This window comes from Streptomyces sp. NPDC041191 (genome assembly GCF_055591945.1).
Window position 1 is genome coordinate 37,747 of the sequence record NZ_JBVIZC010000008.1, and the last position, 22,647, is coordinate 60,393.

A 22,647-nucleotide genomic window follows, 5' to 3' on the forward strand; every position below is an offset into this window, starting at 1 on the left:
GATTTCCTGCCCGCGACGGCGTTCGGAACCGCGCCGTAACTACACGAGCGCAGAACAGATATGACGGCTGGGGGGAAGCACACGCTGAGCCGTTGCACTGGGATTTGTCATCGAGATGTTCGTCAGGTCGGTGGATGACTGCTGTCAGAGTTCCAGGCCGGCGAGCAGTCCCCGGTAGAAGGCGGCGTGCTCGGTCCCGGCGGGGTCCGTGCCCTGGAAGTACGCGGCGGTACGGGGCGTCCCGCCGAGCTTCCGGAGGTAGTCGAACGCCTTGTTGTCCTCGTCGCCCCAGGCCACGAACCGCCAGTGCAGCGGGCGGTCGGCCGCCCCGGCGAGCGCCTGCGTGGCGGCCGTCCTCGCGTCCGGCGCGCCGTCCGTCTGGAAGACGACGAGCGCCGGGCGGGCGGGGTCGGCCTTCGCGTGCAGGGCCAGGACCTCCTCCACGGCGCGGTGGTAGTGGGTGCGACCCAGGCGGCCGAGGGTGCCGTTGATCTCCTCCACCCGGGTGGGGGTGAGCGTGGCGGGGGTCAGCTCGGCGGTGCCGTCGATGTCCGTGGAGAAGAACACGGTGGTGACCTTCGCGTCGGCGTCGAGGTGCGCCGCGAGCGCCACCGTCTGCTCCGCGAGCCGCTGCACGGACCCGTCCCTGAAGTACCCGCGCATCGAACCGGACCGGTCGACCACCAGGTACACGTCCGCCCGTGCGCCGGCGAGTCCCTGCTTCCTGAGCGCGGCCCCGGCGGCCTTGTAGGCGTCCACGAGGTGGGGGGCGACGGCCTTGACCCGGGCGAGGGAGAGGGCGGGGGCGGCCGGGGCCGGGACGACCGCGGACGGCTCCGTGACGGCCTCGGGCAGGGGGATGACGGCGGCCTCCGGCGCGGGGGTCACGACGGGCTCGTGCTCGGTCACGACGGGCTCGTGCTCGGCCGGGGCGGGAGCGGCGACCTCCGGGGCGGTGGCCGGGACGGCCTCCGGAACCGTCGGGGCCTCATCCGGTCGGACCTCCTGCTCCGGGGCTTCCGGTGCTTCGGGGGTCTCCGGGGCGTCTGCCACGGGCGTCTCCGGTTCCACCGGGGCGGGGGCGGCCGGGGTCTCCGTTCCCGGGTCGGCGGCACCGTCCGCCTCCCGCGCCGCCGCTTCGGCCGCGACCGAGACGGCGGTGTCCGCCGCCTCCACGGCGGGCGTCTCCGCCTCGGCGGCGACCTCCTCCGCGACCGGCTCCGGGACCGTGACCGGCTCAACGGCCGGCTCCGGGACCACGACCGCGACCGGCTCCGGCTCAGCGGCCGGCTCCGTGACCGCGACCGGCTCCGTCTCCGGGGCCGTGACCGGGTCCGTTTCCGTAACCGCCTCCGGCTCCGTGACCGGCTCAACGGCCGTCTCCGGGGCCGTGACCGGCTCCGTTTCCGTAACCGCCTCCGGGACCGTGACCGGCTCCGGCTCCGCCGTCCTCGCCCTGGGCACCTGCGGGTTGTCGAAGGACGCCGCCACCAGGTCGTCCGCCGCCCGGCGGACCGCCGTCTCCGGTTCCTCCGGAGCGATCGACGTCTCCGGGGCGCCCGGCGCCTCCGCGGCCCCGCCGGTGACCGGCGCCTCCGGCGTACCCGGCGCCTCCCCGGACACGGCCGTCGCCGTCGCCGTCTCCGTCGTCGTCCCCGAGGCCACCGACGCCTCCGTCGGAACCGACGCCTCCGCCGGAACCGGCGGAACCGCCGGAACCGGCGGAACCGCCGGAACCGGCGTCACCGGCGCCTCCACCGCCTCCGGCGTCTCACGCGACTGGGACGGGACGGAGGTTGCCGGGGAGTCCTCGCGGTCCCGGCCGAACACCTTGCGCAGCATGCTCCGAATACCCATGGGCGAACCCTTTCGCATGAGTGGGGGTGCGGTGTGAATGTCCGTACCGGGCGTGTTTCGGGACCTTCATCCCTGGCCAGGGCGGATACGTAAGGTTAGCGGCCGTCCCCGGGCCCCTCCGTGGCCCGGTCGCGGTCCCCCCGCCGCCCCGGACGCCACGCATTCATCCGGCGTTCACGCCGAGGCCGTCCCCGGGCCCGGACGCACACCTAGCGTCACCGCCGAAGCCATCCCGACACCATGTCGGCGCAGACGGTGCGCCGGAGGAGGACGAAGTGCGCAAACTGCTGCCGCTGCTGAGCACGAACCCGCACGGAGGCGGCCGTTCCGCTCTCACCTGCCGGTACCGCTGTGGTGACGCCTGCTTCCACGAGGTGCCCAACACCAGCGACAACGAGTACGCCGGTGACCTCATAGCCGGTGTGCTCTCCCGCCGTTCCGCCCTCCGCGCCGCCGCCGTCGTGACGGTCGCCTCCGCCGTCGGCGGCGCCGTCGTCCTCGGGGAGGCCCCCGCGGCCGAGGCCCACGGCACCGGCCACGGTCACGGTCACGTCCCCGGCAGGGCCGACGGCGCCCGCGGCCTCCGCTTCACCCCCGTCGCGCCCAACACCGCCGACAAGGTCACCGTCCCCGCCGGTTACGCGCAGAACGTGGTCATCCGCTGGGGCGAGCCCATCCTGCGCGGCGCCCCCGCCTTCGACGCCGAGAAGCAGACCGCGAAGGCCCAGGCCGGCCAGTTCGGCTACAACAACGACTTCCTCTCCCTGCTGCCGCTGCCCGGCGAGCGCGGCCGGCAGGTCCTCGTCGCCAACCACGAGTACACCGACGAGGTCCTGATGTTCCGCGGCTACGACCCGCAGAACCCGACCCGCGAGCAGGTCGAGATCGCCTGGGCCGCGCACGGCCTGTCGGTCGTCGTGGTCGAGGAGGAGCACCGCACCGGCCGGCTCACCCCGGTCCCCCGCCACCACCTCAACCGGCGCCTGCACACCACGACCGAGTTCCGGGTCACCGGCCCCGCCGCGGGCAGCGACCTGCTCAAGACCTCCGCCGACCCGACCGGCCGCACGGTCCTCGGCACGCTCAACAACTGCGCCGGCGGCACCACCCCGTGGGGCACCACCCTTCACGGCGAGGAGAACTTCAACCAGTACTTCGCCAACGGCTCCTCCGCCACCGACAAGCGCTACGGCGTCGGTTCGGGCGCCACCGAGCGCAAGTGGGAGCGGTTCGACAAGCGCTTCGACCTCAAGCAGGAGCCCCACGAGGTCCACCGCTTCGGCTGGGTGGTGGAGCTCGACCCGTACGACCCCGGCTCCACGCCCCGCAAGCGCACCGCGCTCGGCCGCTTCAAGCACGAGGCCGCGCAGCCCCGCCTCACCGCCGACGGCCGTCCGGTCGTCTACATGGGCGACGACGAGCGCTTCGACTACTTCTACAAGTTCGTCTCCTCGAAGCGGATGATGAAGGGGAGTTCACGGGCCGCCCGCGAGCACAACCTGACCCTCCTGGACGAGGGCACGCTGTACGTCGCCAAGCTGACCGGCGACTCCCCGGCCGCCGAGGTCGACGGCACCGGAAAGCTCCCGGACGACGGCGAGTTCGACGGCTCCGGCGTGTGGATCCCGCTCGCCACCGGGAACGTCTCGCACGTGCCCGGCATGACGGCCGAGGAGGTGTACGTCTTCACCCGCCTCGCCGGCGACAAGGTCGGCGCGACGAAGATGGACCGCCCGGAGGACGTCGAGCCGTCCCCCCGCACCGGCCGCGTCTACGTCGCGCTCACCAACAACACCGACCGCGGCAAGGCCGGCAAGGCGGGCGCGGACGAGGCCAACCCGCGCAACCTCAACAAGCACGGGCAGATCCTGGAGCTGGCCGAGCACTGGGACGACCCGTCCTCGGACGGCTTCGCCTGGCGTCTCTTCCTCGTCGCGGGCGACCCGGACGACCCGGCCACCTACTTCGCCGGCTTCCCCAAGGAGAAGGTGTCCCCGATCTCCTGCCCGGACAACGTCGCCTTCGACCCGCACGGCAACCTGTGGATCTCCACCGACGGCAACCAGCTCGGCTCCCACGACGGCCTGTTCGGCGTCGCGGTGCGGGGCGAGCGGCGCGGTGAGCTGAAGCAGTTCCTGACCGTCCCGAAGGGCGCCGAGACCTGCGGCCCGCTCGTTCAGGACCGGCGCGTGCTCGTCGCCGTGCAGCACCCGGGCGAGATCGACGGGGCGTCCGTCGAGAAGCCGGCCAGCACCTGGCCCGACGGACCCGGGAAGATCGTCCGCCCGTCGGTCGTCGCCGTCTGGCGCACGGACGGCCGCGACATCGGCGTCTGATCCCGCGCGGTTCCGGGGCCCGGGGCGGAGCGGTCTCACTCCGCCCCCAGGCCCTCCCGGAACCGTACGACCTGCTCCTCCGGGTCGCCCGTGTACGCCCACGGCACCCAGGTCGCCCGCCGGCCCAGCAGGCCGAGCAGCTCCCTGGCGATCCCCACCTGGCCCGCGTAGCAGGCGGCGTGCGCGAGGAAGTTGAGGTCCCCGACCTCCTCCGGGGGCACCGGTCTTCCGGGCTCCCTGCCGCCGATCCACCGCGCGTGCGTACGGCGCAGCTCGGTCACGGCCAGCTCGTGCTTCCAGTGCTGGTCGAACCCGCGCACCGGGCCCCGGCCGAGCGCCCCGTCCGCGACGTACCGGTACTCCTCGACCCGGGCCACCTGGACCAGGACCGGCAGCGGGGAGCCGGGCGGCGCCACGCCCGCCGCGTCGCGGGCGAAGTCGTACATGCTGCCGTGCGTGCCGTGCCACCGCGCCGACCAGTAGCGCAGCACCTGGATGTGCCCCTCGGTGTTGTACGGGTCGCGGCGGCGCAGCTCGTCGAACCAGTGGCGCAGTTCGCGGCGCGGCACCCCGCCCTCGTACAGCCTGGCCACCGACAGGAGCGACACCCACGGCACCGGGTCGGCGGGCGCCGCCTCGGCCGCGTCCCGGCAGGCGTCCACGGCCGCGTCGATCCGGCCCCGGTCGACGGGGGCGCCCCGGCCGGCCGCGATGGCCGCGTCGAAGACCCGCACCACCTCGGTCGCGGCCCGCAGCACGGCGGCGTCCGGATTGCCCGGCTCGGCGCTCCGCCAGGTCTCGACGGCGCAGCCGCCGGCGACGGCGTGCGACAGGAGCCGGACGCGGTGGGTGCGGCGCGCCCAGTCGTCGCCGGTCGCGGCGAGCAGGTCCCGCACGCCCTGCCAGCGGCCGATGACGATGTCGTGGCGCGCCTCGGTCAGCGCGCGGTCCCCGCAGTCCGGGTCGAAGGCGGGCACGAAGCGCTCCGGGCGCGCCGGGCGGCGGGAGCGGCGGAGTACGGCCATCGGGGTCCTCCTTCGGGGGCGGCGGCCGGGAGTCGCGGGGCGGACCGACGGAGCACGGGTCCGGGCCGGACGGGGCGGGGCGGGAGCGGGCGCGCCGCGCCGGGAACGGGGACCGGACGTGGCCGCAGCGTATTCCACGCCCGGCGCGGGCGGGCCCGGCCCCCTCGTCCGGGAGTGGGGCCGGGGGTCAGAAGTCCGTCGCGTAGTTCTTGTCGCGACCGCCCGTGCGGGCGCCGGGCGTGGGCGCGCCGGCGGCCTCGGTGGCGACGAGGGCGCGGGCGGCGTCCAGGCGGGCCGGGCGGCGGTAGTAGTCGCTGCCCGCCCGCCGGTGGACCAGCAGCGGGACCACGCCGAGGAGCAGGCCGCCGAGGCCGATGGCGAGGGCGGTCCTGGAGAGTTCGCCGAGCGAGGCGACGAAGGCCCAGAGCATGAACGCCGAACCGAACAGCGGCCAGAGGCCGCCGATGACCAGGTTGGGCACGGAGCGGAACAGGACCGACTTGTACGCGACGACGGCGGCGATGCCCGCGAGGCCGTAGTAGAAGGCGATCTGGAGGCCGATCGCGGCGACCGCGTCGCTGAGGACGCGCTGGACGGAACCGGCCGCCGCCGCGGCGGCGAACAGCAGCAGCGCCGCCCCGCCGACCGTGACGATCGCGACCCAGGGGGTGTTCCAGCGGCGGTGCACGGTGCCGAGCGCGGCCGGCAGGGTCCGGTCGCGGCCCATCGCGAAGAGCGAGCGGGTGACCTGGATGAGCGTGGTCTCCAGGGTGGCGACGGTCGACAGGAGCACGGCCCCGACGAGCAGTTTGCCGCCGATACCGGGCCACACCTCCTGCCCGACGACGGCGAGGACGTTGGGCCCGGCGGCGCGGATCTCCTCCGCCGTCAGGAGGAGGTTGACGGTGACGGTGATGACCTCGAAGAGGACGAAGACGAAGCCGACGCCGACGAGCGCGGAGACGCCCGCGGTCCGGCGGCTGTCGCGGGTCTCCTCGCTGAGGTTGCCGGTGACGTCCCAGCCCCAGTAGTAGAACGCGGCGATCAGCGCCCCGGCGGCGAAGCCCTGCGTCCCGTGGAACTGGCCGAGGCCGAACCACGACCAGTCGAAGGCGGTGGCCCGGCCCCGGTGCGCCACGGCCGCGAGGACGAAGCCGGCCAGGATCAGCATCTCGATCCCGGACATGACCAGTTGGGCCCGCACGGTGAGCCGGGCGCCGCCCAGGACGACGAGCAGCATCGCCAGGAACCAGCAGGCGCCGACCGCCGCCGCGAGCGGGGTGCTGTCGGCGAGGTCCGGGGCGACCAGGGAGAGCGTGAGGGTCCCGGCGGGCAGCGAACCGGCCACCATGAAGACGGTGGTGGAGAAGACGAGCGCCCAGCCGGAGAGGAACCCGAGGAAGGGGTGCAGGGTGCGGCCCACCCAGGAGTACGCGGCACCGGCGTTGACGTCGATCCGGCCGAGCCGGGCGTACGCGAGGACGATGCCGAGCATCGGTATCGCGCAGTACAGCAGGGCCGCGGGACCGCCGAAGCCGACCGCGCCGAAGAGGACGGCGGTGGTCGCGGCGAGCGAGTAGGCGGGGGCGCTTCCGGCGACGGCCATCACGATCGTGTCGAAGGTGCCGAGGACATTGGGCTGGAGCCCTCTGCCGCTGGTGGTGGTGCGCATGGCGGGTCCTCGGGGCGCGGGGGCGAGGCAGGACGAAGTGGCCTGCCCGCCGGGCCGGTCGACACCGGCGGCGGCGGGCGCGGATCACCGTGAATGGGCGCATCGTAGTCGGAGGGACGGAAGGGGGTGACGGCGGTGGAAGGATTCCGTTCCGTCACCGCCGGTGAACCGCCGCGTACGCCTCCGGGAGGGGGTCAGCGCAGGTCGGGTCCGGCGATGGCGCGCGCGGCCCGGACCTCCTGGCGGAGCGGCTCCAGGACTCCGTTCTCGTCGCCGGGCAGTTCGGTCCGGACCTCCACGAGGGTGTCGCTCGACCGCAGCCCCTCGGCGAGTTCGCGCAGTTCCCCCGCCACGGCGGCCACTTCGGCCCGGTCGGGGGCGGGGGCGCCGTGGCCGACCCGGACGCGGGCGGCGGTCGTGGCGTCCACGATCCGTTCGACGGCGACGACCAGCGGCCACCAGGCGGCGGCGCGGGTGCCGGTCGGCGGGGGTTCGGTCAGCGCCCGCTGGAACTCGGAGCGGACCGTCGACAGGTCCCGGTAGAGCGTCCGGCGGGCCCGCAGCCGCGCGTGCGGATCGGACCGTTCCGTGTCGGAGAACGCCATGTCCACGTAGGCGGCGGTGTCGGAGACGGCGTCCGCGAGCCGGGCCCCGACCCGGGTGTGCCAGGACTCGGGCCAGAGCAGGTAACCGGCGACGAGCGTGATCCCGCAGCCGATGAGCGAGTCGTAGAGGCGCGGCAGGACGAGGGCGGAGCCCTGGTGGTTGAGGACGTCGGAGAGCAGCAGGATGACGGGGGTGACGGCGGCCGTCTGGAAGGCGTACCCCTTCGCGGAGAACGCCGGGATCAGGGCGGCGAGCACCAGCAGGACGGGCACGTCCCACCAGCCCCGGGGCACTCCGGACAGGACGAGGGCGGCGAGGACGAGGCCGAGCACGGTGCCGGCGGCGCGGAGCACGGCCCGGGAGAAGACCGAGCCGAAGTCGGGCTTCATCACGAAGGTGACGGTGAGGGCGACCCAGTAGGAGCGGGGCACGGGGACCAGCGACACGAGCGCCTGCGCCAGGCCGACGCAGAGCGCGAGCCGCAGTCCGTACCGCCAGGAGGCGCCGGAGAGGAGGACGGCGCGGGCGTTGCGCCGCACGCGGACGCGGAGGGCGGCGGGCCGGCCGAGCCGGTCGTCCACGTCGTACGCGTCCGGCTCCCGCTCGTGGACGACGTTCGCCGCGTGCCGCAGGGCGTGGTCGACGGCCTTCTCGGAGGGCCGCTCCGGGACGGGCAGGTCCGGGACGGGGGCGCCGGTGCGGCCCTCCTGGACGGCGTCCGCGAGCTCCCGCACGGCCGCCGGGACCGCGGCGGGCAGCGGGCCGGACCGCCGGGCCCCGAAGTGGGCGGCGGGCGCGGCCTCGACGAGCGGGACGAGGACGTTGAGCCGGGCGAGCAGCCCGACCAGGGGCGAGGCGCGGCCGTGCTGGCGGGCGCGCCGGGCCAGGACCAGGTCGTAGGCGTGGTTCAGGGAGTCGGTGACGGCCTGCCGTCTCCCGTCGTACGCGGAGGTGCCTGCGGCCTCGTAGAGGTCGGCCACCGCCCGGTAGGTGGCGGCGACGGCGTCCCGTTCGGGCGCGCTCCGCCGCACCGGCCAGCCGAGCAGGGTGAGGACGAGGACGACGAGCCCGCCCAGGGAGAGCAGGACGGGCGCCGTCCACCAGGGGTCGGGCAGGGGGAGCCCGGCGCCGACGACGGCGTTGAGGAGCAGGAGCAGCCCGGAGACGGAGGCGACCGCGCCGATCGAGGAGATCATCCCGGAGACGAGCGCGACGCCGGTGAGCACGGCGACGGCGACCCAGCCGTGCCCGAAGGCGAGGGTGCCGAGGGTGACGCCGAGGGCCCCGAAGAGCTGCGGCACGGCGATGTTGAAGACCCGCATCCGGTAGGCGTCGGCGGTGTCCCCGATGACCCCGGACAGGGCGCCCATGGAGACCAGCGCCCCGTACGCGGGCCGGTCGGCGGCCAGTCCGGCGGCGAGCGGCGCGGCCATCGCGACACCGGCCCGGAGGACGGCGGCCCGGGGGACCGGCACGGGCGCGGGCCTGAGCCCGGCGGTCAGCCAGGCCGGCGGGACGAGCCGCCCGGCTTCTTCGGTACGCGCCATGCCGTCCAACGTACTGTCCGGCCCGCCGGGGCGCCGCCGGGCGGGCGGGGCTTTTCGGCACGCGCCCTAAGATGGAGGGCCGTCACGAGAAGAAACGAGCACGCATGCGTCCTCAGCGGTTCACCGATTTCGTCGTAGGCGTCGTGAAGGACACCCCGACCGCCGGCGGAGCGCGGACCCTCGCCGAGACGGGCGACACGAAGCACCCCTTCGGGGTGGTCGTCACGGTGGGATCGGCCGAGCACCGGTGGCAGTTCACCGGGCTGCTGCCCGAAGGGGCCAAGCACGAGGGGTTCCTGGACGAGCCCGTCACCGGCGACCCGGTGCCGCCCGGGGAGGAGCCCCGGGCGGACGACTCCCCGGAGGCGTGGCTCGCCGCCGCCCTCGCGCGGGCCGGGAGCCCGGAGATCTCGGGGATCGAGCGGTGGTCCGCCCAGCCCGACACCGCCGGCCGGGCGGGGCTGACCGTGTCGTTCCACAGCGGAGCCCGGATCTACGCCCGCGTCTTCTGACGGCACCGACGGGTCGTCCCGTACGGCACCGGTGGGCGGGCGGCCGGCGGTACCGCCCGGTGCCGGCCGGTTCCGGGCCGCACCGGTCGCGGTCCGGCGCCGACCGGTCCCGGGCCGCACCGGGCCGCACCGGGCCGCACCGGGCCGCACCGGACCGCGCCGGTCGCGCGGCCCCGGCTCAGTTGCGGTAGGACTCCACCTCGGCCGCCGGGCGGATCGTCTCCGTGTCCGGGTCCTCGCCGAACTCCGCCTTCGCGCGGCGCCGGCGCAGCAGGTCCCAGCACTGGTCGAGGCGGATCTCCACCTCGGTCAGGCGGGCCCGCTCCCCGGGCGTGAGGCCGTCCCCGCGCTGCCGCAGCGCGCGCTCCTCCTCCACGAGGGCGCCGATGTCGTCCAGGATCTCCTCGTTGTCCATGCCTTCCAGCGTGGCCGATCAGCGCCCTTCCCGCAGGTCGAGATCGGCGAGCACGGCCCGGTGGTCGCTGCCCGCGAGGTCCAGGAGGCGGAAGCCCGCCGGGACGAAGCCGGGGCCGGTCAGGACGTGGTCGATCTGCACGTACGGGGGGAGGGGGCCCTCCAGCGGCCAGGTGGGGGCGCGGCTCCTCCCGGCCTGCCGGGCCGCGTCGTGGAGGCCGCCCGCGTCGAGGATCGCGCGGAAGGCCGCGTGGTCCTGGGAGGCGTTGAAGTCGCCCGCGATCAGGACCGGCTCCCGGGACCCGGCGGCGAAGTCCGCGATCCGGCCCAGCTCCCGCTTCCACACGTCCACCTGGCCCGGCAGCGGTGGCATCGGGTGGGCGAGCTGGAGGCGCACCGGACGCCCGCCGATCTCGGCGGTGGCCCCCGGCATGCCCATCGTCGCCGGGATCGTCCACCGGTCGCGCAGCGGGAAGGCGCTCAGCAGGACGGAGCCCGCCGAGCCGTCCGCCTCGACGGAGACGTGGTGGGGCAGTTCGGCGGCGAAGGCCGTGGTGAGGGCGCGCCCGCAGGCGCGGTCGCACTCGGAGACGTACACGAGCTGGGGCCGTTCGCGTCCGACCGCGCCGATCAGCGCCTCCGTGGCCTGACCGAACTCGACGTTGGCGGCCAGGACGCGGACCCGGGCGAGGAGCGCCCCGTGGCCGTCGGCGGCCCCCGCCCGCGGGGGGAGGGTGCTCCAGCCGGTGGCGGCGAGGACGACGGCGGCGGCGAAGGAGAGGGCGCGGCGGCGGGCGGCGGCCGCGAGGAGCAGTCCGAGCCCGGCCGGGACGGTGAGCCAGGGCAGGAACGAGAGCAGCTGCGGCACGGGCGTGACCGCGTCCGTGCCGAGCAGGCGGCAGCCGGCGACGGTCGCGGGCACGGCGAGGAGCGCTCCGGCGGCCCCGGCGAGGAGGCGGCGCCTCGGGCGGAGGGGCGGCGGGGCCGCGTCCGCCGTGGCGGTTCCGGGGGGTGCGGAGGAGGCGGGGTCGGGGGCCACGCCCGCCAGTGTCGCAGGGCCCGTCCCGTCCCCGCCCCGCCGTACCCGGGAGCCGGTGGGGCCCCGGAGGCGCGCCGGTCCTCAGTACCGCTCGTCGGGTCCGTACGCGTCGTCCGTCGCCAGGGCCCAGATCACGAAGATCGACACGGCCATGGAGAAGAGCGACCACCACGGCTGGTAGGGCAGGAAGAGGAAGTGGAACAGGATGTTCAGGGAGGCGAGCACGATGCCCGTGACCCGGCCCCACTCGGCGCCCTTCAGGATGCCGTAACCGGCGACGAGCAGGATCACGCCCAGGATCAGGTGGATCCAGCCCCACGTGGTGAGGTCGAACTTGAAGACGTAGTCGCCCACGCGGGTGTAGACGTCGTCCTCGGCGATCCCGGCGATGCCCTGGAAGACGTCCATGAAGCCGATGACCAGCATGAGGACGCCGGCGAAGAGGGTGCCGCCGGAGGCCCAGGCCCCGGCGGTGCTCCGCTTGCGGGACGGGTCGGTGCTCTGTGTACGGGGCGGGGCGGTGTTCCGGCCCGTGGCTCCGTCGTCGTTCTGGCTCATGACCCCATCGTGGGAGCACCCGCCCGTCCGCGAACCTCCAGGCGGGCCGTACGGGTGAACGGTGAACGGGGAGAGCCGTCCGCGGGTCCGTCCCCGGGTACGGGCGCGGCCCGGTCCGGGAGCGCGTCCGGGGCCGCCGCACGCCGGGGCCGGAGGCGTGGCCGCGGACCTCGACCTTCCCCGTACGGGAAGGTCGGGCATCCTCGTCACCGGGCGCCGCGAGGGCGGCCGGTCCGGTCGACGCGGCGGCCGGACCGGGGCGGTCAGCCGAGCCGCAGGCCGGCCAGCTGCTCCTCGAACGGCACGACCTCGTCCTCGTCCGCCTCCCGGACCGGCCGGGCCGCCACCGCGTCCGCCAGTTCGTGCCCGGCCCGGGTGATCCGGGCCGGCAGCCCGTCCGTGTGGGCGTCGCCGCCCGAGCCCCAGTCCTCCGAGGCCGCGTAGACGGCGGTGGGGACGGTGTGGGCCCGCAGGTAGGCGAAGAGGGGGCGCAGCGCGTGGTCCAGGACGAGCGAGTGGCGGGCGGTGCCGCCGGTCGCGCCGATCAGGACCGGGGTGCCGGTCAGCGCGGCCGGGTCGACCAGGTCGAAGAACGACTTGAACAGGCCGCTGTACGAGGCGGTGAAGACCGGCGTGACCGCGACGACGCCGTCCGCGCCGGTCACCGTGTCGATCGCTTCCCGGAGCGCGGCGGAGGGGAAGCCGGTGACGAGGTTCTTGGCGATGTCGACGGCCAGGTCGCGCAGTTCGACGACCTGGACGTCGACCGCGTACTCCCGCTCGGCCAGCCGGTACCGGGCCGCCCGGAGGAGGCGGTCGGCGAGCAGCCGGGTGGAGGAGGGGGAGCCGAGGCCGGCGGAGACCGCGACCAGTTTCAGCGTCCGCACGGTGTCAGACCTCCTTGGTGGCGAGGACGGCGGGGTGGAGCGGGGCGGTGGCGGGGACGCCGGCCGGGCGCAGGCTCTCGAACTCCTTGCGCAGCACCGGGACGACCTCCTCGCCGAGGATGTCGAGCTGTTCCAGGACGGTCTTCAGGGGCAGGCCCGCGTGGTCGACCAGGAACAGCTGGCGCTGGTAGTCGCCCGCGTACTCGCGGAAGGACAGGGTCCGCTCGATGACCTCCTGCGGGGAGCCGACGGTCAGCGGGGTCTCGCGGCTGAACTCCTCCAGGGAGGGGCCGTGTCCGTAGACCGGGGCGTTGTCGAAGTACGGGCGGAACTCCCGTACCGCGTCCTGCGAGTTCTTCCTCACGAAGACCTGGCCGCCGAGGCCGACGATCGCCTGCTCGGGGGTGCCGTGGCCGTAGTGCGCGTACCGCTGCCGGTAGAGCCGGACCATCTTCTCGGTGTGCTGCCTGGGCCAGAAGATGTGGTTCGCGAAGAACCCGTCGCCGTAGTAGGCGGCCTGCTCCGCGATCTCGGGGGAGCGGATGGAGCCGTGCCAGACGAAGGGCGGGACGCCGTCGAGCGGGCGCGGGGTGGAGGTGAAGCCCTGGAGGGCGGTGCGGAACGTGCCCTCCCAGTCGACCACGTCCTCCCTCCACAGCTTGTGGAGGAGCGCGTAGTTCTCGATGGCGAGCGGGATGCCCTGCCGGATGTCCTGGCCGAACCACGGGTAGACCGGGCCGGTGTTGCCGCGTCCCGTCATCAGGTCCACGCGTCCGTCCGCGAGGTGCTGGAGGGTCGCGTAGTCCTCGGCGATCTTCACCGGGTCGTTGGTGGTGATCAGGGTCGTGGACGTGGACAGGAGCAGGTTCTCCGTGCGGGCGGCGATGTGCCCGAGGAGGGTGGTGGGGGACGACGGGACGAACGGCGGGTTGTGGTGCTCGCCGGTCGCGAAGACGTCCAGGCCGACCTCCTCGGCCTTGAGCGCGATGGCGACGGTGTTCTTGATCCGCTCGTGCTCGGTGGGGGTGCGGCCGGTGGTGGGGTCGGTCGTCACGTCACCGACGGTGAAGATCCCGAACTGCATCGTGCTCACCTCTCGCGTTGCCTCGCGTTTCCGCGTGTTGGTTGAACCTTAAACCATCTCGTCCAACGGTGCGACCGCCCCGGCTATTCCGCCCCCACGCTGTTCCACCCCCCCGCTGTTCTGCCCCGCCGCCCCGCCGTTCCGCCGTTCCGGCCCCGCGCCCGCCTACGTCCGCGCCCGCCCGCGTCCGTGTCCGCTCCCGGCTCCCGTGCCCGCCCCCGCCCGTACGCCGGAGGGCATGACCGCCCCCGTGACCGACACCGAGCGCTGGAAAGAGCGCGGCGTGATGCTCCGCGTCTTCGTGTACGTCTTCGCCACGCACGCCTTCGCCGGCTCCGTCCGGATCCTCTTCTCCGTCGGGCAGCGCGCCCGGAAGTGGGCGAAGGGACGGACGGCCCGTCCTCCCGGACGTGAGCACGGCCACGAGGAGGGGAGCCGGGGCCTCCCGTAGAGTTCGGCGGCGTGAACGGTGCGATATCGGTCGTCGGAATCGGCGCGGACGGCTGGGACGGGCTCCCCGAGTCCTCCCGCCGCGTCCTGCGCTCCGCCGAGGTCCTGCTCGGCGCCCCCCGCCAGCTCGGCCTGCTGCCCGCCGGCGACTGCCCCGGCGAGCGGATCGCCTGGCCCTCCCCCCTCCGTCCCGCCGTCCCCGGCCTGATCGCCGCCCACGAGGGCCGCGCGATCGCCGTCCTGGCCAGCGGCGACCCCTCCTTCCACGGCATCGGCCGCACCCTCGCGGAGACCGTCGGCGCCGACCGGCTCCGGATCCACCCGCACCCGTCCTCCGTCTCGTACGCCTGCGCCCGGCTCGGCTGGCCCCTGGAGCGGACCGAGACGGTGTCCCTGGTGGCCCGGCCGCTCGCCGCCCTCGCCGCCGTCCTCCACCCCGGCCGGCGGGTCCTCGTCCTCGGCGAGGGCCCCGGCACCCCCGCCGACGTGGCCGCGTACCTCCGCGACACCGGCTGGGGCGGCACCCGCGTCCGGGTCCTGGAACAGCTCGGCGGGCCCCGCGAACGGCTCCTCGACGCGACCGCCGCCGACTGGCCGTACGAGCGGACCGACGCCCTCCACGTCCTCGCGCTCGACTGCGTGCGCGACCCGGGCGCCCTGCGGCTCGGCGCCGTGCCCGGCCTCCCGGACGAGGCGTACGAGCACGACGGGCAGCTCACCAAGCGGTACGTGCGCGCCGCCACCCTCGCCGCCCTCGCCCCCGCCCCCGGCGAACTCCTCTGGGACGTCGGCGGCGGCTCCGGTTCCATCGGCATCGAGTGGATGCGGACCCACCGCTCCTGCCGCGCCGTCGCGATCGAGAAGAGCCCCGGACGGGCCGCCCGCATCGCCCGCAACGCCGACGCCCTCGGCGTCCCCGGCCTGGAGGTCGTCACCGCCCCGGCGCCGGAGGGACTGGCCGGCCTCCCCACCCCGGACGCGGTCTTCGTCGGCGGCGGCCTGACCGCCCCCGGCCTGCTCGCGGCCTGCTGGGACGCGCTGCCCCCCGGCGGACGGCTCGTCGCCAACACCGTCACGCTGGAGTCCGAGGCGCTGCTCGCCGAAGCCCACCGCCGCCACGGCGGGGAGCTGGTCCGCCTCGCCGTCGCCACCGCCGTCCCCGTCGGCGGCTTCACCGGCTGGCGTCAGGCGATGCCGGTCACGCAGTGGTCCGTCACCAAGGAAGAGGAAGCATGACCGTCTACTTCATCGGCGCGGGCCCCGGCGCGGCCGACCTCATCACCGTGCGCGGCGCGCGGACCCTGGCGCGGTGCGGGGTCTGCCTCTACGCCGGCTCCCTCGTCCCCGTCGACCTGCTCGCCGAGTGCCCGCCGGACGCCCGGCTCGTGGACACGGCCCGGATGGACCTGGACGGGATCGTCGCCGAGATCGCCGCCGCCCACGAGACCGGACGGGACGTGGCCCGGCTGCACTCCGGGGACCCGTCGGTGTTCAGCGCGATGGCGGAGCAGATGCGGCGCCTCGACGCGCTCGGCATTCCGTACGAGGTCGTCCCGGGCGTCCCGGCCTTCGCGGCGGCCGCCGCCGCGCTCAAGCGGGAGCTGACCGTCCCCACGGTCGGCCAGACCGTCGTCCTCACGCGCGTCGCGCAGCAGGCCACCCCGATGCCCGAGGGCGAGGACCTGGCGACCCTGGGCCGCAGCGGCGCCCTGCTCGTCCTCCACCTCGCCGCGCGGTACGTGGACCGGGTCGTCGCCGAACTCGTCCCCCACTACGGCGCCGACTGCCCGGCCGCCGTCGTCGCGATGGCCAGCCGCCCCGACGAGGTGGTCCTGCGCGGCACCCTGGACGACATCGCGGAGCGGACGAAGGCGGCCGGGATCACGAAGACCGCCGTCATCCTCGTGGGCCGCACCCTCGCGGCCTCGGAGTTCCGCGACAGCCACCTGTACGACCCGGCGCGCGACCGGCACGCCTGCTGAGCCCCGCACGCGCGGAGGGGCCCCGGGGAGATTCCCCGGGGCCCCTCCGTCGCCACGGCCGGGCTCAGGTGTTCGGCCGCTTGCCGTGGTTCGCGCCCTTCTTCTTCCGGGCCCGCCGCTTGTTGCCGCGCTTCGACATGAGACTCCCTCTCGGTTCATCGGTCGGGTGTTCGTCGGCAAGCCTAGGGGCGGGGGGCCGGAGTCGCACGTGGGCCGAAAGCCGGTACGGCGCCCCGTACGGAGAGTATGGTCGTGAGTATGGCCACGAAGAAGGTGACGGTGACGATCCCGGAGGACCTCTTGGAGGAGGTCCGCGCCGAGGCGGCCGAGCACGGCTTGTCGGCGTACGTCGCGGAGGCGCTGCGGCTGCGTCGCGACCGCGACCGGCTGCGGGAACTGGTCGACTGGCTGGAGGAGGAGCACGGGCCGGTCACGGTGGCCGAACGGGCCGGCGCGCACGCCGAGCTGGACGAGCTCGACGCCGAGCACGAACGCCGTCGGCGGGCGCGGGAGGCGCGCACGGGCGAGGCCGCGTGACGAAGCGGACGGACCGGCGGCCCCGGGTCTTCGTCCTGGACAGTGAGGCGCTCTCGCTCGCGGTCCGGGGAGACCGCGTGATGATCGCCCGCCTCGACCTGGCCGCCCGTGGGGAGGCCGATGTGATCACCTCCCCCCTGACCCTCGTCGAGGCGTACGACGGCAGGACGACCGAGCAGCGCTGGGACTGGGTGCTGTCCCGCGTCCGGGTCGCGGACATCGGCAGGGACGAGGCCCGCCGGGCCCGCCGCCTCCTGGCCGACACCGGACTGCACGGGCACAAGTACGCCATCGACGCCGTCCTCGCCGTCGTCGCCCGGGAGCAGGCGGGCGACGTCACGGTCTTCACGTCGGACGTGGACGACCTGGAGAAGCTGGTTCCGGACCGGATCGTCGTCGTCAAGGTCTGACGGACCGGCCCGCCCTACGCCCCCGCCCCCCGCACCGGCGACCGCCCCACCACCGTCCCCGCCCGGTCGACGCAGACCACGTCCACCGCGACCGGGGCGCCCCGCAGGACCGCCAGGGCCTCGTCGCGGGCGCGGACGGCCACCAGGTCGCCCAGGGGGACGGCGGCGGCCTCGCAGAGGCGGAGGGCGGCCAGGCCCGTGTTCGCGGTGGCGATCTCCGCCGCCAGGGCCTCGGACGCGCCGCCCGTACGGGCCAGGTCCGCCAGGAAGCCCTTGTCGACCTGGGAACGGGCCGAGTGCAGGTCCAGGTGGCCGGCCGCGAGCTTGGAGAGCTTCGCGAAGCCGCCGCAGACCGTCAGCCGGTCCACCGGGTGGCGGCGGACGTACTTCAGGACCGCGCCCGCGAAGTCGCCCATGTCGAGCAGGGCGATCTCCGGCAGGCCGTACAGGTCCGTCACCGTCCGCTCCGAGGTCGAGCCGGTGCAGCCGGCGACGTGCGTGAGGCCGCCCGCGCGGGCCACGTCCACGCCCCGCCGGATCGAGTCGATCCAGGCCGAGCAGGAGTACGGGACGACGACCCCGGTCGTGCCCAGGATCGACAGGCCGCCGAGGATGCCGATCCGGGGGTTCCAGGTGGAGCGGGCGATCTCGGCGCCGTCGTCGACGGAGAGCGTGATCTCGACGTCGCCCGTGCCGCCGTGCGCGGCGGCGACCCGCGCCACGTGCTCGCGCATCAGCTGCCGGGGCACCGGGTTGATCGCCGGTTCGCCCACGTCGAGGGGCAGCCCGGGGAGGGTGACCGTGCCGACGCCCTCGCCCGCCCGGAAGACGACGCCGGAACCCGGCGGAAGGAGCCGTACCGTCGAGCGGATCACGGCGCCGTGCGTGACGTCCGGGTCGTCGCCCGCGTCCTTGGTCACGGCCGCCATGGCCGTACCGGCACCCAGGGACTCGGCCGTGAGCGCGAACGACGGCGTCCGCCCCTTCGGCAGCGCGATCGTCACCGGGTCCGGGAAGTCCCCGGTCAGCAGGGCCGTGTACGCGGCGGTCGTCGCCGCCGTCGCGCAGGCACCGGTCGTCCACCCCGGCCGCAGGCCGGTGTGCTTGAGTTGGGCCTCGCGCCCGCCGCCTGAACTCACGAAGGGGCTCCTGTGCACGTACTCGTTCTCGGCGGGACCACCGAGGCCCGCGCCCTCGCGGGACTGCTCCACCCCCGCGTCCGGGTCACCAGCTCGCTCGCGGGCCGGGTCGCCCGGCCCCGGCTGCCCGAGGGCGAGGTCCGGATCGGCGGCTTCGGCGGCGCCGAGGGACTCGCGGCGTGGCTGCGGGAGCACGCGGTGGACGCGGTCATCGACGCCACCCATCCCTTCGCCGAGCGGATCAGCTTCCACGCGGCCCGTGCGGCCGCCTCCACCCATGTTCCCCTGCTCGCGCTGCGCCGTCCCGGCTGGGTCCCCGAGGAGGGCGACGACTGGCGTGACGTGGGCTCCCTGGCGGAGGCCGCCGCCGCCCTCGACGCCCTCGGCGACCGCGTCTTCCTCACCACCGGCCGCATGGGCCTCGCCGCCTTCGCCGCGCGCCCGGAGTGGTTCCTCGTCCGCTCGGTGGACCCCCCGGACGGACCGGTGCCGGCCCGCGCCGACATCCTCCTCGACCGGGGCCCCTTCACCCTCGACGGCGAACGCGGCCTGCTGCGCCGCCACCGGATCGACGTCCTGGTCACCAAGGACAGCGGCGGCGCGGCCACCGCCCCGAAGCTCACCGCCGCCCGCGAGGCCGGCGTCCCGGTCGTCGTCGTGCGCCGCCCCCCGGTCCCGGAGGGCGTACCGGTGGCGACGACCCCCGGGGAGGCCGCCGCCCTGGTGCTGGAGGGCCGGCTCAGCCGTACCGGCGCGGCGTCCACGTGATCACGCGGCCGTCCGCGCGTTCCGCCGTCCGCGTCTGCGAGGAGCCGATCAGGAGCAGGGTGCGCATGTCGATCTCGGAGGGGTCGAGGGACTTCAGGGTCAGCACCCGCACCGACTGCTCCGGGCCGCCCACGTCGCGTGCGACGACCACCGGGGTGTCGGGGGAGCGGAGCTCCAGGAGCAGGTCGCGGGCGGCCGCCACCTGGTGGGTGCGGGACTTCGAGCCCGGGTTGTACAGGGCGATGACCAGGTCCGCCCCGGCCGCCGCGCGCAGCCGGTCCGCGATGACGTCCCAGGGCTTGAGCCGGTCGGAGAGCGAGATCGTCGCGTAGTCGTGGCCGAGCGGGGCGCCCGCGGCGGCGGCGGCCGCGTTGGCGGCGGTCACCCCCGGGAGGACCCGTACGGGAACGTCCGCGTACTCCGGCTCCGACGCCACCTCCAGGACCGCCGTCGCCATCGCGAAGACGCCCGGGTCGCCGCCCGAGACGACCGCGACCCGGTGCCCGCGCCGGGCCAGGTCGAGGGCGAACTCGGCGCGCTCCGACTCCACCTTGTTGTCGGAGCCGTGCCGCCGCTGCCCGGGGCGCAGGACCGGCACCCGGTCCAGGTAGGTGGTGTAGCCGACCAGGTCGTCCGCGTTGAGCAGCGCCCCGCGCGACTCCGGGGTCAGCCAGGGCGCGCCCGCCGGACCGGTGCCGACGACGACGACCTCGCCCCGGTCCCGTACGGGGGGCTCCTGGTCGATGCGGGAGGGCAGCACGGCGACCGAGAAGTACGGGACGGACTCCGGGTCCACCTCCGCCAGGCGCTCCGTCCGCTCGCCCGCCATGAACGCCCGCTCCACGTACCGCGCGTCCTCCAGGCGGCCCGCCCGCTCCAGGGCCCGCCGCACGGTGGGGAAGGTGCGGCCGAGCTTCATGACGACCGCCGAGTCGGTGCCCGCGAGCCGGGCCGTCAGCTCGTCCTCCGGGAGCGTGCCGGGAACGATCGTCAGGACCTCCTCCGCCTCGCACAGCGGCTCCCCGAGCCGGGCGGCGGCGGCGCTCACCGAGGTGACGCCCGGGACGACGGTCGTGTCGTAGCGGTGCGCGAGCCGCTTGTGCATGTGCTGGTACGAGCCGTAGAAGAGCGGGTCGCCCTCGGCGAGGACCGCGACGGTGCGGCCCGCGTCCAGGTGGGCGGCGAGGCGGGCCGCCGCCTCCTCGTAGAAGTCGTTCAGGGCGCCCCGGTAGCCGCCGGGGTGGTCCGTGGTCTCCACCGTGAGCGGGTACACCAGCCGCTCCTCGACGTGGTCCTCGCGCAGGTGCGGGGCGGCGATCGAGCGGGCGATGGAGCGGCCGTGGCGGGCCGAGTGGTACGCGACCACGTCGGCCTCGGCGATGGCCTTCACGGCGGCGAGGGTGAGGAGGTCCGGATCGCCGGGGCCGAGGCCCACGCCGTACAGCTTGCCGACGGTGTTCCCGGTCACTGCTGGATCTCCGCTTCGTGCGCGAGGGCGTTGATCGCGGCGGCCGTCATGGCGCTGCCGCCGCGCCGGCCCCGGACGACGAGGTGGTCGAGGCCGAGGGTGTTGGCGGCGAGGGCGTCCTTGGACTCGGCGGCGCCGATGAAGCCGACCGGTATGCCGAGGACGGCGGCGGGCTTCCCCGCGCCCTTCGCGACCATCTCCAGGAGGTGGAAGAGGGCGGTGGGGGCGTTGCCGATGGCGACGACGGAGCCTTCGAGACGGTCCCGCCACAGCTCCAGGGCGGCGGCGGAACGGGTGGTGCCCAGCTCGGCGGCGAGGCCCGGCACGGCCGGGTCGGAGAGCGTGCAGACCACGTCGTTGCCGGCGGGCAGCCGCTTGCGGGTGACGCCGCTGGCGACCATCTGCGCGTCGCAGAGGACCGGCGCGCCCGCCCGGAGCGCGGCGCGGGCGCTCGCGACGACGCCCGGCGAGTACGCGATGTCCCGGACGAGGTCGGTCATGCCGCAGGCGTGGATCATCCGGACCGCCACCTGGGCGACATCGGCGGGCAGGCCCGTGAGGTCCGCCTCGGCGCGGATCGTGGCAAAGGACCGGCGGTAGATCTCCGTCCCGTCCTTCTCGTAGTCGAACATCCTGTTGCTCTCGCTCATCTCGTCGTACGGGCCGTGGCCACGGCTTCGGGCAGGGAGGTGCGGGGGGTGGGGGCGCCGTTCACCAGATAGCCGCCGCCGGGGACGGCGAGGACGTCGATCCAGTCGCCGTGCGGACGGCCGCAGCGCCGCTCGCACCCGGAGTAGTGGACGGGCAGGCCGGGGGAGCCCGGCACGGCGTCCGTCCGGACGTCCGCGAGCGACTTGGCGCAGCCGGGCCGTCCGGTGCAGGCGCTGACGCCGGCCCAGGGGGAGCCGGGCCGGGTGATCAGGCCGTGCGCCTCCAGGGCGGGCAGCCGTCCGGGGTCCGTCCCGGTGACGACGGCCCCGCGCCAGGGCGTGAGCCGCACCTCGCCGGCGGGCAGCAGGGCCCGCAGCTGGGCGGCGGTGAGGCGGCCGAGGGGGGCGAGGACGTGGAGGGCGGAGGCGCCGAGGGGGCCGGGGGCGGGGGGCGCCGCACGGGGCGGGACCGGCTCCCGTCCGTCCTCCGCCGCGATCCCGGCCCGCGCGAGCGCTTCCCGCACGTCCACGTCGTGCCCCTCCGGCAGTTCGCGGACGCGCCAGGCGCCCGTACCGGCCTCGCGGGCGGCGGACAGGAAGGCGCGGGCGGCGGCGAGCGCGGCGCGCGGGGCGTCGGCGGCGGCGACGCGGACGGTGCGGCCGCCGAGGCGCAGGAGCGCGGCGTCCGGGGCCGCTGCGACCAAGGTCACATCGCCGCCGAGGCCGGTGACGTCGCCCCGGCCGTCGTCGAGGACGAAGAGGAAGCGGCCCGAGAGCGCCGCCGCCCAGGGCGCGGCGCAGAGCCGTTCGTCCAGCGCGCGGGCCCACAACTGCACGTCGGCGTGGCCGAGTCCGTCGAGTCCGGCGGCCGGGGAGGCCACGATGTTGCGGACGCGTTCGTGGGTGGGGGAGGGCAGCAGGCCCGCCTCCGTCAGGAGCGGCGCCAGCTCCGCCCCGCAGCCCTCCGCCAGGCCGCGCAGCTCCGCGTTGCCGCGCGAGGTGACGCTGATCCGCCCGTCGCCCAGGGTCTCCGCCGCGTCTGCCAGGACCTCTGCCTGACGGGGCGTCAGGCGGCCTCCGGGCAGCCGCAGTCGGGCCAGGAGGCCGTCGTCGGCGGAGTGCAGGCGCAGCGCCCCGGGACAGGCGTCGCCCCGGTCCCGTACGCGGGGAGCGCCGGGGTCGGGCGTCGGGGACGGGGTGGGCGGCATGGCGGCGAGCATACCCACGGGGAACCGGCTGCCGACCGGGTGTGATCAGCCTGACTCCCGGGCGCCCGGCGGGCGCGTGCGGAGGTGCCTTCCGGGTTCGGGGCGGGTGGGTGCGGAGGTGACTTCCGGGTTCCGGGCGGGCGGGTGCGGGGGTGTCTTCCGGGTTTTGGCCAGGTGGTCCCGGGGGCGCCTTCCGGGTTCGGGGCGGGCGGGTACGGGGGTGTCTTCCGGGTTTCGGCCGGGCGGGACCGGGGGCGCCTTCCAGGTTTCGGCCGGGCGGGGCCGGGGTCCCCGGCCGGGTGGGAACCGCCCGGCCCTCCCGGCTCCCGGAGCCCACGATCTAGGATGCAAGCGGCATGGGGTCCCAGGGCCCCGGGGAGGAAGCCCGGTGAGATTCCGGCGCGGTCCCGCCACTGTGAACCGGCCCGGCGCTTTCGGGGCGGTGAGTCAGGAACTCCCGCCGTCCACACGACCACCCGGGGCGCGGACAACCCCGAG

At 75.4% G+C, this 22,647-nt stretch carries 22 protein-coding genes and 1 riboswitch; of the genes, 8 read left to right on the forward strand and 14 right to left on the reverse strand.

Annotated elements, in window-relative coordinates; translation table 11 throughout:
• Positions 1-144 precede the first annotated feature (144 nt).
• Positions 145-1,857 carry a VWA domain-containing protein gene (locus ACZ6AQ_RS17020; RefSeq protein WP_468760497.1) on the reverse strand — a complete coding sequence of 571 codons (1,713 nt, stop codon included), beginning with the start codon at positions 1,855-1,857 and terminating at the stop codon, positions 145-147.
• A gap of 275 nt (positions 1,858-2,132) precedes the next feature.
• Here ACZ6AQ_RS17020 and ACZ6AQ_RS17025 point away from each other — a divergent pair, with 275 nt between their 5' ends.
• On the forward strand, positions 2,133-4,193 hold the full coding sequence (locus ACZ6AQ_RS17025; RefSeq protein WP_468760498.1) for a PhoX family protein: 2,061 nt from the start codon (positions 2,133-2,135) through the stop codon (positions 4,191-4,193).
• Positions 4,194-4,228: 35 nt separating this feature from the next.
• Here the strand turns inward: ACZ6AQ_RS17025 and ACZ6AQ_RS17030 are convergent, their stop codons facing one another.
• The 3 genes from ACZ6AQ_RS17030 to ACZ6AQ_RS17040 all read right to left on the reverse strand — a co-directional run bounded on the left by ACZ6AQ_RS17030 (position 4,229) and on the right by ACZ6AQ_RS17040 (position 9,043).
• A complete protein-coding gene (locus ACZ6AQ_RS17030; protein ID WP_468760499.1) occupies positions 4,229-5,218 on the reverse strand; it encodes a hypothetical protein in 990 nt (329 codons plus the stop codon).
• A 187-nt stretch (positions 5,219-5,405) separates the two neighbouring features.
• Positions 5,406-6,890: an APC family permease gene (locus tag ACZ6AQ_RS17035; protein ID WP_468760500.1), complete on the reverse strand. Its 1,485-nt coding sequence runs from the start codon at positions 6,888-6,890 to the stop codon at positions 5,406-5,408.
• Between the two features lie 194 nt (positions 6,891-7,084).
• A complete protein-coding gene (locus ACZ6AQ_RS17040) occupies positions 7,085-9,043 on the reverse strand; it encodes an FUSC family protein (RefSeq protein WP_468760501.1) in 1,959 nt (652 codons plus the stop codon).
• A 104-nt stretch (positions 9,044-9,147) separates the two neighbouring features.
• On the opposite strand from ACZ6AQ_RS17040, the gene ACZ6AQ_RS17045 reads away from it, so the two are divergent.
• Positions 9,148-9,555 carry a hypothetical protein gene (locus tag ACZ6AQ_RS17045; protein ID WP_468760502.1) on the forward strand — a complete coding sequence of 136 codons (408 nt, stop codon included), beginning with the start codon at positions 9,148-9,150 and terminating at the stop codon, positions 9,553-9,555.
• 178 nt (positions 9,556-9,733) lie between these two features.
• Here ACZ6AQ_RS17045 and ACZ6AQ_RS17050 read toward each other — a convergent pair whose 3' ends face one another.
• From ACZ6AQ_RS17050 to ACZ6AQ_RS17070, 5 genes are all read right to left on the reverse strand, one after another.
• On the reverse strand, positions 9,734-9,970 hold the full coding sequence (locus ACZ6AQ_RS17050; protein WP_388694915.1) for a DUF2630 family protein: 237 nt from the start codon (positions 9,968-9,970) through the stop codon (positions 9,734-9,736).
• An 18-nt stretch (positions 9,971-9,988) separates the two neighbouring features.
• Complete coding sequence (locus ACZ6AQ_RS17055) at positions 9,989-11,008, reverse strand: endonuclease/exonuclease/phosphatase family protein (RefSeq protein WP_468760503.1); 1,020 nt, start codon at positions 11,006-11,008, stop codon at positions 9,989-9,991.
• Positions 11,009-11,089: 81 nt separating this feature from the next.
• Positions 11,090-11,566 carry a DUF7144 family membrane protein gene (locus tag ACZ6AQ_RS17060; RefSeq protein ID WP_468760504.1) on the reverse strand — a complete coding sequence of 159 codons (477 nt, stop codon included), beginning with the start codon at positions 11,564-11,566 and terminating at the stop codon, positions 11,090-11,092.
• A gap of 263 nt (positions 11,567-11,829) precedes the next feature.
• Positions 11,830-12,453: an FMN reductase gene (locus ACZ6AQ_RS17065; RefSeq protein ID WP_468760505.1), complete on the reverse strand. Its 624-nt coding sequence runs from the start codon at positions 12,451-12,453 to the stop codon at positions 11,830-11,832.
• A gap of 4 nt (positions 12,454-12,457) precedes the next feature.
• Entirely contained in the window at positions 12,458-13,537 is a 1,080-nt protein-coding gene (locus ACZ6AQ_RS17070) for an LLM class flavin-dependent oxidoreductase (protein ID WP_468760726.1), read from the reverse strand.
• A gap of 238 nt (positions 13,538-13,775) precedes the next feature.
• Here ACZ6AQ_RS17070 and ACZ6AQ_RS17075 point away from each other — a divergent pair, with 238 nt between their 5' ends.
• Genes ACZ6AQ_RS17075 through cobM form a run of 3 tightly spaced genes read left to right on the forward strand, consistent with a single transcriptional unit; the run spans position 13,776 to position 15,969 of the window.
• Positions 13,776-13,988 (forward strand): DUF6126 family protein, encoded by a 213-nt coding sequence (locus ACZ6AQ_RS17075; protein ID WP_468760506.1) that lies wholly within the window; start codon positions 13,776-13,778, stop codon positions 13,986-13,988.
• Positions 13,989-13,999: 11 nt separating this feature from the next.
• Positions 14,000-15,223, forward strand: coding sequence for a precorrin-6y C5,15-methyltransferase (decarboxylating) subunit CbiE (gene cbiE, locus ACZ6AQ_RS17080; protein ID WP_468760507.1), 1,224 nt, complete (start codon positions 14,000-14,002; stop codon positions 15,221-15,223).
• Positions 15,220-15,969 carry a precorrin-4 C(11)-methyltransferase gene (gene cobM / locus ACZ6AQ_RS17085; protein ID WP_468760508.1) on the forward strand — a complete coding sequence of 250 codons (750 nt, stop codon included), beginning with the start codon at positions 15,220-15,222 and terminating at the stop codon, positions 15,967-15,969. The genes cbiE and cobM overlap by 4 nt, the downstream gene beginning before the upstream one ends.
• Positions 15,970-16,033: 64 nt before the next feature.
• Here the strand turns inward: cobM and ACZ6AQ_RS17090 are convergent, their stop codons facing one another.
• A complete protein-coding gene (locus tag ACZ6AQ_RS17090; protein ID WP_372460710.1) occupies positions 16,034-16,108 on the reverse strand; it encodes a 50S ribosomal protein bL37 in 75 nt (24 codons plus the stop codon).
• Positions 16,109-16,227: 119 nt separating this feature from the next.
• Between ACZ6AQ_RS17090 and ACZ6AQ_RS17095 the strand changes: the two genes are divergently transcribed.
• Entirely contained in the window at positions 16,228-16,506 is a 279-nt protein-coding gene (locus tag ACZ6AQ_RS17095; protein ID WP_468760509.1) for a CopG family transcriptional regulator, read from the forward strand.
• Complete coding sequence (locus ACZ6AQ_RS17100; protein ID WP_388694892.1) at positions 16,503-16,916, forward strand: PIN domain-containing protein; 414 nt, start codon at positions 16,503-16,505, stop codon at positions 16,914-16,916. Before ACZ6AQ_RS17095 ends, ACZ6AQ_RS17100 begins: the two co-directional genes overlap by 4 nt.
• Before the next feature lie 14 nt (positions 16,917-16,930).
• Here the strand turns inward: ACZ6AQ_RS17100 and ACZ6AQ_RS17105 are convergent, their stop codons facing one another.
• Positions 16,931-18,055: a cobalt-precorrin-5B (C(1))-methyltransferase gene (locus ACZ6AQ_RS17105; protein WP_468760510.1), complete on the reverse strand. Its 1,125-nt coding sequence runs from the start codon at positions 18,053-18,055 to the stop codon at positions 16,931-16,933.
• A gap of 12 nt (positions 18,056-18,067) precedes the next feature.
• Between ACZ6AQ_RS17105 and ACZ6AQ_RS17110 the strand changes: the two genes are divergently transcribed.
• Complete coding sequence (locus ACZ6AQ_RS17110; RefSeq protein WP_468760511.1) at positions 18,068-18,823, forward strand: cobalt-precorrin-6A reductase; 756 nt, start codon at positions 18,068-18,070, stop codon at positions 18,821-18,823.
• Here the strand turns inward: ACZ6AQ_RS17110 and ACZ6AQ_RS17115 are convergent.
• From ACZ6AQ_RS17115 to ACZ6AQ_RS17125, 3 genes are read right to left on the reverse strand one after another with little or no spacing between them, the layout of a single operon-like run.
• A complete protein-coding gene (locus tag ACZ6AQ_RS17115; RefSeq protein ID WP_468760512.1) occupies positions 18,795-20,291 on the reverse strand; it encodes a precorrin-2 C(20)-methyltransferase in 1,497 nt (498 codons plus the stop codon). The genes ACZ6AQ_RS17110 and ACZ6AQ_RS17115 overlap by 29 nt on opposite strands.
• Positions 20,288-20,941, reverse strand: coding sequence for a precorrin-8X methylmutase (locus ACZ6AQ_RS17120; protein ID WP_468760513.1), 654 nt, complete (start codon positions 20,939-20,941; stop codon positions 20,288-20,290). The genes ACZ6AQ_RS17115 and ACZ6AQ_RS17120 overlap by 4 nt, the downstream gene beginning before the upstream one ends.
• A complete protein-coding gene (locus tag ACZ6AQ_RS17125; RefSeq protein ID WP_468760727.1) occupies positions 20,938-22,161 on the reverse strand; it encodes a cobalamin biosynthesis protein CobG in 1,224 nt (407 codons plus the stop codon). The genes ACZ6AQ_RS17120 and ACZ6AQ_RS17125 overlap by 4 nt, the downstream gene beginning before the upstream one ends.
• 326 nt (positions 22,162-22,487) lie before the next feature.
• A riboswitch (cobalamin riboswitch) is annotated at positions 22,488-22,625 on the forward strand.
• Positions 22,626-22,647 lie beyond the last annotated feature (22 nt).

Excerpts from the sequence above, each read along its gene's own strand:
- ACZ6AQ_RS17030 (WP_468760499.1), bottom strand. The coding sequence starts at position 5,218 with ATGGCCGTACTCCGCCGCTCCCGCCGCCCGGCGCGCCCGGAGCGCTTC.
- cobM (WP_468760508.1), top strand. The coding sequence starts at position 15,220 with ATGACCGTCTACTTCATCGGCGCGGGCCCCGGCGCGGCCGACCTCATC.
- ACZ6AQ_RS17075 (WP_468760506.1), top strand. The coding sequence starts at position 13,776 with ATGACCGCCCCCGTGACCGACACCGAGCGCTGGAAAGAGCGCGGCGTG.
- ACZ6AQ_RS17045 (WP_468760502.1), top strand. The coding sequence starts at position 9,148 with ATGCGTCCTCAGCGGTTCACCGATTTCGTCGTAGGCGTCGTGAAGGAC.
- ACZ6AQ_RS17125 (WP_468760727.1), bottom strand. The coding sequence starts at position 22,161 with ATGCTCGCCGCCATGCCGCCCACCCCGTCCCCGACGCCCGACCCCGGC.
- ACZ6AQ_RS17020 (WP_468760497.1), bottom strand. The coding sequence starts at position 1,857 with ATGGGTATTCGGAGCATGCTGCGCAAGGTGTTCGGCCGGGACCGCGAG.
- ACZ6AQ_RS17060 (WP_468760504.1), bottom strand. The coding sequence starts at position 11,566 with ATGAGCCAGAACGACGACGGAGCCACGGGCCGGAACACCGCCCCGCCC.
- ACZ6AQ_RS17095 (WP_468760509.1), top strand. The coding sequence starts at position 16,228 with ATGGCCACGAAGAAGGTGACGGTGACGATCCCGGAGGACCTCTTGGAG.
- ACZ6AQ_RS17120 (WP_468760513.1), bottom strand. The coding sequence starts at position 20,941 with ATGAGCGAGAGCAACAGGATGTTCGACTACGAGAAGGACGGGACGGAG.
- ACZ6AQ_RS17070 (WP_468760726.1), bottom strand. The coding sequence starts at position 13,537 with ATGCAGTTCGGGATCTTCACCGTCGGTGACGTGACGACCGACCCCACC.
- ACZ6AQ_RS17040 (WP_468760501.1), bottom strand. The coding sequence starts at position 9,043 with ATGGCGCGTACCGAAGAAGCCGGGCGGCTCGTCCCGCCGGCCTGGCTG.
- ACZ6AQ_RS17050 (WP_388694915.1), bottom strand. The coding sequence starts at position 9,970 with ATGGACAACGAGGAGATCCTGGACGACATCGGCGCCCTCGTGGAGGAG.
- ACZ6AQ_RS17035 (WP_468760500.1), bottom strand. The coding sequence starts at position 6,890 with ATGCGCACCACCACCAGCGGCAGAGGGCTCCAGCCCAATGTCCTCGGC.